This is a genomic window from Streptomyces sp. NPDC051907, from assembly GCF_040681075.1.
GTDB lineage: Bacteria > Actinomycetota > Actinomycetes > Streptomycetales > Streptomycetaceae > Streptomyces.
This window is the reverse complement of record NZ_JBFAYB010000060.1, coordinates 42,798-53,947: the sequence shown is the minus strand read 5'-3', so window position 1 is coordinate 53,947 and position 11,150 is coordinate 42,798. Positions and strand designations below refer to the sequence as shown.

Sequence of the window (11,150 nt, the reverse complement as noted above, 5' to 3'; positions counted from 1 at the left end):
GGGTGAGCCCGGCGCCGCCTGGCCCGGCGCGGGGCCGCCGCCACTGAGGCCGGGGCCTCGCTGGGCCCCGCACCACTGAGCCCCGCATCGCAGAGCCCCTGCGGCGGGGCCGGCGGCCCTCAACCCCCGCCCCCGCTCCTACCCCCGCCCCGCCGCCGCCAAGAAGCGGCGCAAAATCTCCTCGCCCGCGGCGATGCCCTTCTCCTCGAGTACCTCCACGTCCGGGGCGCTCCAGCCGGTGTCGGCCAATTCGCCGTGGCCCGGGCGCCAGGCGTGGTCCGCCGACAGCAGCAGGTCGGCGTCGAGGAGCGAGTCCCCGGCCGCCAGGATCTCCTCCGCGCCCGTGCGGCGCGCCACCTCGCGCACCGCCGCGCTCTTGGTGAGCGGCTGCGGCACGGCGTAGATCTTGCGGCCCTGCAGGGAGACCGTCCAGCCCCGGGGCTCGGCCCACTCGGCGAGCTCCTTCACCCAGCCCTCGGGCAGCAGCGAGCGCTCCACGACGAGGTACGCGAAGAAGTCCTCGGCGATGCGCTCCTTGAGCAGCCACGCGGGGTCCGCCGCGGCGAGCAGATGGGCGCGGACCTCGCCGAGCGAGGCGCACTCGTCGGCGAGCCGGGCGGCGACCTGCCGCTGCCAGTCCGGGTCGCTGACGCCGTCGACGAGCAGATGCCCGCCGTTGGCGCAGATCGCGAACCGGGCGGCGGGGCCCGGGAGGCTGATCCGCTGGTACTGCTCGCGGGTGCGGGTCGTGGTGGGCACGAAGACGGCGGTGCGGGCCAGTTCGTCCAGCAGGGCGGCCGCGGTCTCGGTGACGTACGACAGCGGCTTGCCGCCGTACACCTCGACGCAGAGCAGGCGGGGCGCGTCGGCGTCCGGCATGCGCAGGCCGAGCGCGGCGGCGGAGTAGATGAGCGTGCGGTCGAGGTCGCTCGCGACGAGAGTCGTCATGGCGCCGTCACCGCCTTGCCGTCCGCGCCGGTGGCACCGCGGGTGTACTGCGGGTGGATCAGCCCGACGCAGGTGTACGGCAGGTCGTCGACCTCCTCGACCGCCACGCCGCGCTGCTCGGCGAGCAGCCGCACATGGTCGAGGTCCGCGCCCGCGCCGCGCTTGGCGAGGATCTTCCAGGGGACGCGGCGCAGCAGCACGCGCGTGGTCTCGCCGACGCCCGGCTTGACCAGGTTCACATCGTTGATGCCGTACTCCGCGCTGATCCGCTCGACGGCGGCCCAGCCCTCCCAGGTGGGCGCGCGGTCGGCCGCCAGCAGTTCCTTGACGTCGGCGTCGACGGCGTCGGCGACCTCGTCGAAGCGGGCGGCGACGGTGTCCAGGAAGTCGTTCGACACGTCGGCGGAGGCGAGTTCGCGGTAGAACTTCGCGCCGTGGAAGTCGTGCGGTCCGACCAGGTCTGCGCGCAGGACGGTGCGCGATATCAGGCCGGAGACGGTGGAGTTGAGGCAGGCGGAGGGGATGAGGAAGTCCTCGCGGGTGCCGTAGGTGCGGACGCAGCCGCCGGGGTCGGCGAGGACGGCGATCTCCGGGTCGAAGCCGGCGACGTCGTCGCAGGAGGTCAGGGCCGCGGCCAGTTCGCGGGTGATCGCGCCCTTGCCGGTCCAGCCGTCGACGAAGACGACGTCGGCGGGGTCGTGGTGCTGCTGGAGCCAGCGCAGGGCGTTGGCGTCGATGCCTCGGCCGCGGACGATGGAGACGGCGTAGTGCGGCAGGTCCAGGCCGTGCCGGTGCTGGGCCCAGCGGCGCATCAGCACGCCGACGGGCGTGCCGGCGCGGGCCAGCGAGACCAGGACGGGGCGCGGCGACCGCTCGGCGAGGACGGTCTCGGTGACGGCGCCGACCGCGCGGGCGATCCGGGCGGCCGAGGTCTCCAGGGCGGCCTTGAACAGCTGCTGGTACTGGGCGCTGGGCTGGTACTCCACGGGCAGCGACTCGGCGTAGTGCGCGCCGCCGCTCTGGATCGCCTCCTCGCGCTCCTCCGTCGGGGCCTCCAGGTCGGCGTCGGACAGGTCCTGGAGCAGCCAGCCGACCTCGTCGGGGGCGTACGAGGAGAAGTCGGGGCCGCGGAGGGGCTCGGGCAGCATGGAGGCCCTTTCGGTTGCTCGGGCGGCTACGGGCGCGCCACCGCGGGCGGCCGTCGCGTCGGAGACGGACGAGGGGACGTACGAGGGGACGTACGAGGGGACCACGGCCAGCACGACCCGCGGGGTGTGCGCCGCGAGCTGGGCCAGCAGGCCGTCCTCGCCGTGGAGCAGGGGCGTGTCGGCGGTGGAGTCGACGACGGCGACGACGGCGTCGAAGCCCGCGCCGGCGACGTTGTAGGCGTACCGCTCGCCGGGGCCGTCGGCCGGGTCGTCGTGGGCCGGGAAGACGAGGCGGCTGCGTATGGCGTAGCCGGGGTCGTCGACGGCGAGGACGGGAGAGCGGGTGGTGGTGGAGTACGCGACGTCGGCGCGGACGGTGTGCTCCAGGGCGGTCCCCAGGCGCAGCGGCGCGTACATGAGCTCCTCGAACCCGAGGACGAGGACGCGGGCGCCGTCGTCGGCTGCCCGGTCGCCCAGCGCGTCGGCTATGTGCTGGGCCATCGCGGGCAGGGCGGCCTCCAGCCGCTCCCGGTGCTCGGGCAGGAAGCCGTGCCGCCCGCCGTCGGGGACGGAGGCGGGCCACCCCAGCTCGACCCGCACCGGCGCGGAGCCGGGCGCGCCCTGCGGAGGCTCGGCGGCACCCGCCGCGGCCTGCGGGAGCTCAGTGCCCGCCGCGCCCTGCGGGAGCTCAGCGACCCCCGCCGCGCCCTGCGAAACCCCAGCCGCACCCGCCACGCCCTGCGCAGACCCAGCCGCACCCACCACGCCCTGCGCAGACCCATCCGCACCCGCCACGCCCTGCGAAAGCCCAGCCGCGCTCTCATGGATCGCGACCAGTTCCTGGCCCTTCGCCAGGACGTCGTCGGGGAGCTGGACCGTGCCCGAGGCCAGCGCGATCAGGTCGATCCTGGCGTCGATCTCCTTCGCGAAGTCCGTCAGCCGTGCCCGGTCCGCCGCCGAGCGCATATCGACCAGGGCCACGATCACGTACCACTGGCGCGGATAGCGTTCGTGCAGGTCACGAATGGTGTTGAGCACGGTGTTGCCGGTCGAGAACTCGTCGTCCACCAGCACCAGCGGCCCCTGGCCCGCGAGCAGCTCCGCGTCCTCGGGGAGCAGCAGGTGCGAGGTCGCGTGGGAGTGGGCCTCCTCGAAGCCTCCGGCGCTCGCGACGCCGGCGACCGGGCGGCGCGTGGAGTGCAGGTAGGGCGCGAGGCCCACCCCGTCCGCGACCGAGTGGCCCAGGCCCGTGGCCGTCTCCGCGTACCCCAGGACGACCGAGCGCGCCGCGGCCTGCTCGCCGAGCAGCTCCCGCACCCGCTCGCCGAGCTCGTACCCCGCGCCGTACACCACCGCGGGCGACTGCGGCACATGCTTGCCCAGCACGTTCGACACGAGCAGATGCGCCCGCTTGGGGTTGCGGCGCAGGGCCAGGCCCAGCAGCTCGCGCAGCCTGCCGTCGCCGGCCAGGCCGACGCCGAGCCGGTCGGCCACCCAGGTACCGGACCACACCACGTTCTCGTTCCCTGTCTGCGCCTGTCGGCGCTTCGCCTGGCTCATCAGCGGCCCAGTCCCGCGGCCAGCAGCTCCACGAATCCGACGTCCTCGTGCGCCACGCCGAAGACCTCGGCGCGCAGCAGCGTCCGCTCCGCCCAGGCGCGGTGCGGCTTCACCTCGTTCATCTTGTTCGTGTACGCCGAGCGCATCACTCCGCCGCCGCCCCGCTCGGGCCGCAGGATGTCCTGCGCGTCACTGAACTCCTCGTGGCTGACCACGGACAGCGCGTGCACGGGCAGCACATGGGAGGGGTGGATGCAGGTCTTGCCCTGGAGGCCGTTGGCGCGGTCGAGCTCGATCTCGCGCAGCAGCCCGTCCAGGTCGTGCTCGATCAGCGCGGTGCGCAGCTCCTCGGTGCCGCCTTCGAGGAAGGGGCTCCGCCGCAGCTGGGGCTTGAACATGCGCTCCTGGAGGCGGAAGTACTCCCACACCGGGCCGGTGATCGTGTAGCCCGTGCCGTCGGAGCGGCTGAGCACATTGACCACGTCGCCGATGACGGAGGCGACGATCTGCACGTCGTACGCGGTCATGTCGGGCGGTCTGCGCAGTCCGTACGCCGAGCAGAAGTCGGTGACGCCCAGGCGCAGCGCCAGCACCCGCTCGCGGTACGCGTCGACGGTGCGGGCGATCCCGGCGAGGGTCCCCGTCCGGGTCTCCAGATGCAGCAGCTCCGGCGACTCCAGCACGGGCATGGCGAACAGCCGCCGCCCGCTCGCCGCCTCCGCGGCCGTGAGCGCCTCCAGGAAGGGGACGCCGCGCTCCTCGGTGAATTTGGGCAGCACAAAGCCCGACAGGAGGCGACCGGAGGACCCCAGTCGGCTGACGAGGTCCGGGATCTGCGCCGGCTCGCGGACCCGGATGAACAGCAGCGGCAGCTCGCCGCCCGACTCCTCGAGCTCGGCGAACTGCTTGACCAGGTTCGCCTCGGCGGCCTCGACCTCGGCGTCGTCGATGGAGTCCTCCAGGCACAGCACCATGGAGACGACTCCGCGGCTCGCCTGCTTGATCACATCGTCGGCGAGCTTCGGCCGGGTGGCGGGGCTGTAGAGCGTGGCGCCCAGGGCGGCTGCGAGCGTCCGTGCCGGGGAGTCCGGGCTGAATTCGCTCGGTTCCTGGTGGAACAGCCCCTTCTGGACAGCGGGCGGGATATGCCCGAAATGACGCATGGTAGTCCCCCGTACTGCCGTTATGGCCTGAAGTTGTGTGGCCGGTAATAGTACGTAGACGCCGGTGTCAAGAGTTCCCCAAGTGCATGAAATCCAGGTAACCCATCTGCTCTACCTCCATGCCCTCAGCGTACGCAGTCCTACGGGGAGTGACCCCGCGGGTCCCAGGAGTCACAGGAATCACTGAGATCGTCTGGAGTATTCCCCGCTGAGCCGTCTGAGGCGTCATGCGCCGAGATCCGGGGGAGAGACAGCGAGCGGGAGCGGGGCCCGGAACTGCGGCCCCGCGTTGTCCGGGCGGGCTCCGGGAAGGCAGGATGACGGACATGACGCACGCCATGCTGAAGGGCTCGAACGTCCCACTCGATGCCACGGCCGTACGGGCCGTGCTGCGCTGGACCCCGGGCGGCCGGGTCCCCGACGTGGACGCCTCGGCCCTGCTCCTCGGCGGCGACGGCCGTGTGCGCTCCGACGAGGACTTCGTCTTCTACAACCAGCCGCGCCACCCCTCCGGGCTGGTGCGACGGCTGTCGAAGAAGCGCGTCGCGGAGCATCTGACCGACACGGTCGAGGCGGACCTCGCGGCGCTGGACGCCTCCGTGGACCAGGTGGTGCTCGCGGCGTCCTCGGACGGCGACACCTTCGAGCACGTGCGCGACCTGCGGATACTTCTCTACGACGCGGCCGCCCCGGCCGACGGCGAGCCGCTGGCCGTCTTCGATGTGAAGCCGGAGACCGGCGAGGAGACGGCGATCATCTGCGGCGAGCTCTACCGCCGCGGGGAGGGCTGGAAGTTCCGCGCGGTGGGCCAGGGCTATCCGACCGGCCTGGTCGGCCTGGCCACGGCGTTCGGCATCTCGGTGGACGAGGCGGAGGCCGCCGCCGAGCCGGTCGCGGAGCCCGAGCCGCCGGCCGCTCCCACGGTGGCGCCCGACGCCCCGACCACCGCCCAGCCCGCCTACGGCTACCCGCACCCCGGAGGGGGCCCGCAGCCCGCCTACGGCTATCCGCACGCCGGAGGGGGCGCCCAGCCGGCCTACGGCTACCCGCAGCCCGCGTCCGCCCCGCCGGCTCCAACCGCGCCCCCGGCGCAGCCCGCGTACGGCTACCCGCAGCCCGCCGCCGCGGCGGCGCACGCTCCCGACCCGAACTTCCAGCTGCCGCCGATGGGTCCGCAGTTCGTGCGCCCCTGATTCGTACGCCCCTGATCCGTACGCCCGTGAGCCAGGGTCTGAGCAGGGGTCCGAGCGGGTGTCCGAGCCGGGCCCTGGAGCAGCGCCCCCGCCGGCGCCCGAGACAGAGCATGAGCCTGAGCCGCACGCCCCCGGGCCGGTGACCCCCGGCCCGGGCCCGCGCGCGCTCATACCCGGCTCTTGTAGCCGCGTCCCCACTGCAGACCCCATCCGTACAGCCGGTCGAGCTCTGCCTGGAAGCCGTACACGAACTTCACCTCGCGGCGCACGATCAGCTCGCCCTTGACGTTCTCCATGGAGAACACCGCGCAGGAACGGGCCTGGGGCGCACGCTCGTCGAGCTCGATCTCGACCCGCGGGCCGTTGCTCGGATAGAGCGTCACATGCGCGTGCGTACGGTCGAACGCCGGCGTCTGGTCGTAGATGTACGCGAAGAACAGCAGGCGCTTGATCGACTCGCGGTGGTCGAGGTTGACGTAGATCGTCTCGCCCGAGGGCGAGCCGAACCGGTCGTCGCCGCTGAGCTTCACATAGGGCGCCTCGTTGAGGCTGCCGAAGAAGCTGCCCAGCGGCTGCACGACGCCCTTGGAGCCGTCCGTCAGCTCATAGAGGCAGCCCAGATCGAGGTCCACGTTGACGACGCCCTGGGTATGGGCCTGGACCACCTCGGGCTGAAAGAGCTTCAAGGGGTTCCGCAGCAGCCTGCCGCTCTGCCTCGACCTGCCCTCGATGTCGGAGGTGCGCATCCGCCAGGAGAGGTTGACGCGCAGATTGCCGGTGGCCGCGCCCTGCTTGGTGAGCGAGACCGACGGACGCCGCTTGGTCAGTTCGATGGAGTTGCTCGCGGCGCTTCCCGAGTCGAACTGCTGAGCACGCCCCTGCCACAGGCTGTCCCAGAAGGCCATGCCCCACCCCCAGTCACTTCGATGAACCCCGCGACGAACCCCGTGCGGGGCGGCTGCGAGGACTGCCTCGCAACCGCCCCGCACAGAGCGTTCCTCAATCCCCGCAGGGTCACACCTTCGCGGATTCCTCAGCTGCGGCTTCCTCGGCCGCCAGGCGCTTGTTACGGCGCACGGAGGACCAGAAGGAGGCGGCGATGAGGAGCACGCCGACGGAACCGGTGATGAGCTCGTCGATCTGGTGCTCGATGGTGACGAGCAGGATCACGGCGAGGGCGCCGATCGCGTAGTGCGCGCCGTGCTCCAGGTAGACGTAGTCGTCCAGGGTGCCCTGGCGGACCAGGTAGACCGTGAGCGACCGGACGTACATCGCGCCGATGCCGAGGCCGAGCGCCATCCAGAAGATGTGGTTCGTGATGGCGAACGCGCCGATGACGCCGTCGAACGAGAAGGAGGCGTCCAGCACCTCCAGGTACAGGAAGAGGAAGAAGGCCGCCTTGCCGGCCAGGCCGACCGCGGAGACGGGCTTGCCCTCCTTCTCGGCCTTCTCCTCCTCTTCGTGCTCGCGCTCCTCCTCTTCCTCCAGCTTGTCCTCGAAGTAGCCCGAGAGTCCGCCGACGATGAGGTAGGTGATCAGTCCGGCGACGCCGGAGAGCAGCACGGTGGCGGACTTGTCCGCGTAGCCGGAGCTGGTGTGGGCGTGCGTGGCGAAGGTGACGGCCGACAGGAGCAGCGCGATCAGCGCGACGCAGACCGACAGCATGTCGACCTTGCCGAGCTTGGCCAGCGGGCGCTCCAGCCACTTGAGCCACTTGATGTCCCGGTCCTCGAAGATGAAGTCGAGGAAGATCATCAGGAGGAACATTCCGCCGAACGCGGCGATCGCCGGGTGTGCGTCGGTGACCAGGGCTTCGTACTGCTCGGGCTCGTCCAGCGCCAGCTGGACCGCTTCGATCGGTCCCACCTTGGCGCTGATGGCGACGATCACGACGGGGAAGACCAGTCGCATGCCGAACACGGCGATCAGAATGCCGATCGTCAGGAAGATCTTCTGCCAGAAGGCATTCATCTTCTTGAGGATTCCGGCGTTGACGACCGCGTTGTCGAAGGACAGCGAGATCTCGAGGATGGACAGGATCAGTACGACCCCGAACGCCTCCCACCCCCACTGCCAGGCGGCGAAGGCTAGGCCGAGTGCCGTGACGGCAAACGACCAGCCGAAGGTTTTCAGAACCACTGGCTACCCAATCGTGTAAGTACGGGTCTCCCCCGCGCCGTGCGCGGCTTTACGAAACGTTGACCCCGAAGTCTAGAGCGATGCCCCTCAGACCCGACGCGTACCCCTGCCCCACTGCACGGAACTTCCACTCCGCGCCGTAGCGATAGAGCTCGCCGAAGATCATCGCGGTCTCGGTGGAGGCGTCCTCGCTGAGGTCGTACCGCGCGAGCTCCTGGCCGTCCGCCTGGTTGACGACCCGGATGAAAGCGTTGCTGACCTGGCCGAACGTCTGCCCACGATTGTCGGCCTCATGGATGGAGACCGGGAAGATGATCTTGTCGACATGGGCGGGCACCTTGGAGAGGTCCACCAGGAGAGACTCGTCGTCGCCGTCCCCCTCGCCCGTCAGATTGTCGCCGGTGTGCTCGACGGAGCCGTCGGGGCTCTTGAGATTGTTGTAGAAGACGAACCACTCGTCGCCGAGCACCCGGCCGGTCTGGCAGAGCAGGGCGCTGGCGTCGAGGTCGAAGGGCGCTCCGGTGGTGGAGCGTGCGTCCCAGCCGAGTCCGACCAACACCTGTGTGAGGTTCGGCGCGGCCTTGGAGAGGGAGACATTGCCTCCCTTGGCGAGCGTGACGCCCATGAGTGAGTCCTCCCCTAGGTGGTGACTTGTTGCGAGGCGCTGCGGGAGCGGGCACGGCGTGCGCCGCGGGCCGAGGCCGAGCGGGTTGAGCACGTCCGGCGCCGCACACAGCGTGCGGCGCCGGACACGGAGACAGAGCTGGCTCAGACGTTCACACCGAAGTCCTGCGCGATGCCGCGCAGGCCCGAGGCGTACCCCTGGCCGATGGCGCGGAACTTCCACTCCGCGCCGTTGCGGTAGAGCTCGCCGAAGACCATGGCGGTCTCCGTGGAGGCGTCCTCGCTGAGGTCGTACCGCGCGAGCTCCACGTTGTCGGCCTGGTTCACGACGCGGATGAACGCGTTGCGCACCTGGCCGAAGGACTGCTGGCGGCCCTCGGCCTCGTAGATGGAGACCGGGAACACGATCTTGTCGACGTCGGCCGGAACGCCGGCGAGGTTGACCTTGATCTGCTCGTCGTCGCCCTCGCCCTCGCCGGTGAGGTTGTCGCCGGTGTGCTCGACGGAGCCGTCGGGGCTCTTGAGGTTGTTGAAGAAGACGAAGTTGCCGTCGCCGGCGACCTTGCCCTCGGCGTTGGTCAGCAGGGCGCTGGCGTCGAGGTCGAAGTCGGTGCCGGTGGTGGTCCGGACGTCCCAGCCCAGGCCCACGATGACCGCGGTCAGGTTAGGCGCGGCCTTGGTCAGCGAGACGTTGCCGCCCTTGCTGAGGCTGACTCCCACGAGTCCCTCCAGGTGTTGTCAGGGGCAGCGCCCCCGTCGTTCTTTGGTGTCGGATCAACGAGTGGATCCTAGTGACCGGTTCCCGCTCAAACAGCCCTTTAGCGCGGGGAACGCCCAAGAATCAGAGCCCAGGAACCGGAGCCTGGGAATCAGAGCTCGGGAATCAGAGGGCGCCGAGCGCCTTGACGTACTCGTTCAGGTCGCGGGCGTCGGGCAGGGCGTTGACGACGCTCCAGCGGACCACGCCGTCCTTGTCGACGATGAAGGTTCCGCGCACCGCGCAGCCCTTGTCCTCGTCGAAGACTCCGTACGCCCGGGAGACCTCCCCGTGCGGCCAGAAGTCCGACAGCAGCGGGTACTCCAGAGCCTCCTGCTCGGCGAAGACGCGCAGGGTGTGGATGGAGTCGTTGGAGACGGCGAGCAGCTGGGTGTCGTCGTTGACGAAGGCCGGCAGCTCGTCGCGCAGGGCGCACAGCTCGCCCGTGCAGACGCCGGTGAAGGCGAAGGGGTAGAAGAGGAGCACCACGTTCTTCTCGCCCTTGAAGTCCGAGAGCCTCACGGTGCGGCCGTGGTTGTCCTTCAGCTCGAAGTCAGGGGCCTTGGTGCCGACCTCGATCGCCATGACATGCGTCCCTTCGCTGGGCTGGTCTGGGCAGCTGTTTCGCGCAGCTGGTCTGTTCGGGTGGGTCCACCCTACGCAGAGGGCCCCCGCCGACGGATGTCGGCGGGGGCCTGGGGTCTGTCAGCGTCTCAGCGCTTTTTCGCCGCCTTGGGAGTCACCAGCCTGCCGCCGTTCCAGTCCTTGCCAGCGTTGATGCTCTTCGTCTGGGAGAATCCCGCGGTCTGGGCGGCCTCGTTGATGTCGCTCGGCTCGACGTAGCCGTCACGGCCGGTCTTGGGAGTCATCAGCCAGACGACGCCGCCGTCGTCGATCAGACCGATGGCGTCCACCAGCGCGTCCGTAAGGTCGCCGTCCTCGTCGCGGAACCAGAGCATGACGACGTCGGCGACGTCGTCATAGTCCTCGTCGACGATTTCCTGGCCGGTTACAGCCTCGATGGCCTCACGGAGCTCCAGCTCGACGTCGTCGTCATAGCCGATCTCCTGGACCACCTGTCCGGGCTCGAACCCCAGCCTCGCTGCCGGGTTGGTCCGCTCCTCCGCGTGGTCCGCGGTCGCGCTCACGGCTTGCCTCCTGATCATGTTCGGAAAATGCTTCAGCCGCGCGCGTACGCGTGGCGTTGGCCGTAGTCCACACGGGCGGGGCGGATCGCGCAAGTACCCGGCCGTCCAGACCGCCGAAACGGTGACGTTTGCGGCCGTCTCGACGCAACTCCAGGCGCCGTCGAGCCGCCGTGGGTGGTGCGTGCCACACCATTCACCCATCTTTGCCGACTTCTGTCCTCTCGGTACGCGACGAAATGTCTTAACGGGACCGATCGGATCCGAACAGCGAAACGGAACACATGGCCGCCTTGGGCGTAAGGTTGCGATTTGACCGGGCCTGGAGACGCGGTCCGGAACACGTGCCCCGGAGAACACGGGTTACCCCCCGGTAGAGATGACGTAGGCCGCCTCGCGGTACACGATGGAGGCGGTGCGACACCGCTCAGACGTCCCACGGCACCCCGTAGAGGCAGTACCCCCCGAACAGC

At 70.3% G+C, this 11,150-nt stretch carries 10 protein-coding genes; 1 reads left to right on the top strand and 9 read right to left on the bottom strand.

The genetic code is table 11. From position 1 onward, the window contains the following. Positions 1 to 138: 138 nt before the first annotated feature. From AB0M39_RS27100 to AB0M39_RS27090, 3 genes are read right to left on the bottom strand one after another with little or no spacing between them, the layout of a single operon-like run. A complete protein-coding gene (locus tag AB0M39_RS27100) occupies positions 139 to 948 on the bottom strand; it encodes an HAD family hydrolase (RefSeq protein ID WP_365368519.1) in 810 nt (269 codons plus the stop codon). Beyond that, positions 945 to 3,656, bottom strand: coding sequence for a phosphoribosyltransferase (locus AB0M39_RS27095; protein ID WP_365368518.1), 2,712 nt, complete (start codon positions 3,654 to 3,656; stop codon positions 945 to 947). The genes AB0M39_RS27100 and AB0M39_RS27095 overlap by 4 nt, the downstream gene beginning before the upstream one ends. Further along, on the bottom strand, positions 3,656 to 4,819 hold the full coding sequence (locus AB0M39_RS27090; protein ID WP_365368517.1) for an HpcH/HpaI aldolase/citrate lyase family protein: 1,164 nt from the start codon (positions 4,817 to 4,819) through the stop codon (positions 3,656 to 3,658). Before AB0M39_RS27090 ends, AB0M39_RS27095 begins: the two co-directional genes overlap by 1 nt. A gap of 317 nt (positions 4,820 to 5,136) precedes the next feature. Here AB0M39_RS27090 and AB0M39_RS27085 point away from each other — a divergent pair, with 317 nt between their 5' ends. Further along, complete coding sequence (locus AB0M39_RS27085; protein ID WP_365368516.1) at positions 5,137 to 6,012, top strand: TerD family protein; 876 nt, start codon at positions 5,137 to 5,139, stop codon at positions 6,010 to 6,012. Positions 6,013 to 6,179: 167 nt separating this feature from the next. Here the strand turns inward: AB0M39_RS27085 and AB0M39_RS27080 are convergent, their stop codons facing one another. The 6 genes from AB0M39_RS27080 to AB0M39_RS27055 form a co-directional block, all read right to left on the bottom strand. Then, complete coding sequence (locus AB0M39_RS27080; protein ID WP_365368515.1) at positions 6,180 to 6,917, bottom strand: Tellurium resistance; 738 nt, start codon at positions 6,915 to 6,917, stop codon at positions 6,180 to 6,182. Between the two features lie 109 nt (positions 6,918 to 7,026). Continuing rightward, positions 7,027 to 8,151, bottom strand: a complete 1,125-nt coding sequence (locus tag AB0M39_RS27075; protein WP_365368514.1) for a DUF475 domain-containing protein — start codon at positions 8,149 to 8,151, stop codon at positions 7,027 to 7,029. Positions 8,152 to 8,200: 49 nt separating this feature from the next. Beyond that, on the bottom strand, positions 8,201 to 8,776 hold the full coding sequence (locus AB0M39_RS27070) for a TerD family protein (RefSeq protein WP_365368513.1): 576 nt from the start codon (positions 8,774 to 8,776) through the stop codon (positions 8,201 to 8,203). A 143-nt stretch (positions 8,777 to 8,919) separates the two neighbouring features. Next, on the bottom strand, positions 8,920 to 9,495 hold the full coding sequence (locus AB0M39_RS27065; protein ID WP_365368512.1) for a TerD family protein: 576 nt from the start codon (positions 9,493 to 9,495) through the stop codon (positions 8,920 to 8,922). A 163-nt stretch (positions 9,496 to 9,658) separates the two neighbouring features. Continuing rightward, a complete protein-coding gene (locus AB0M39_RS27060) occupies positions 9,659 to 10,117 on the bottom strand; it encodes a peroxiredoxin (RefSeq protein ID WP_365368511.1) in 459 nt (152 codons plus the stop codon). Between the two features lie 128 nt (positions 10,118 to 10,245). After that, the gene (locus AB0M39_RS27055) at positions 10,246 to 10,680 is read right to left on the bottom strand and encodes a DUF3052 domain-containing protein (RefSeq protein WP_365368510.1); all 435 of its coding nucleotides are present in this window, start codon (positions 10,678 to 10,680) and stop codon (positions 10,246 to 10,248) included. Between the last annotated feature and the right edge of the window lie 470 nt (positions 10,681 to 11,150).

Coding starts and splice junctions, on each gene's coding strand:
- AB0M39_RS27100 (WP_365368519.1), bottom strand. CDS start 948: ATGACGACTCTCGTCGCGAGCGACCTCGACCGCACGCTCATCTACTCC.
- AB0M39_RS27095 (WP_365368518.1), bottom strand. CDS start 3,656: ATGAGCCAGGCGAAGCGCCGACAGGCGCAGACAGGGAACGAGAACGTG.
- AB0M39_RS27090 (WP_365368517.1), bottom strand. CDS start 4,819: ATGCGTCATTTCGGGCATATCCCGCCCGCTGTCCAGAAGGGGCTGTTC.
- AB0M39_RS27085 (WP_365368516.1), top strand. CDS start 5,137: ATGACGGACATGACGCACGCCATGCTGAAGGGCTCGAACGTCCCACTC.
- AB0M39_RS27080 (WP_365368515.1), bottom strand. CDS start 6,917: ATGGCCTTCTGGGACAGCCTGTGGCAGGGGCGTGCTCAGCAGTTCGAC.
- AB0M39_RS27070 (WP_365368513.1), bottom strand. CDS start 8,776: ATGGGCGTCACGCTCGCCAAGGGAGGCAATGTCTCCCTCTCCAAGGCC.
- AB0M39_RS27060 (WP_365368511.1), bottom strand. CDS start 10,117: ATGGCGATCGAGGTCGGCACCAAGGCCCCTGACTTCGAGCTGAAGGAC.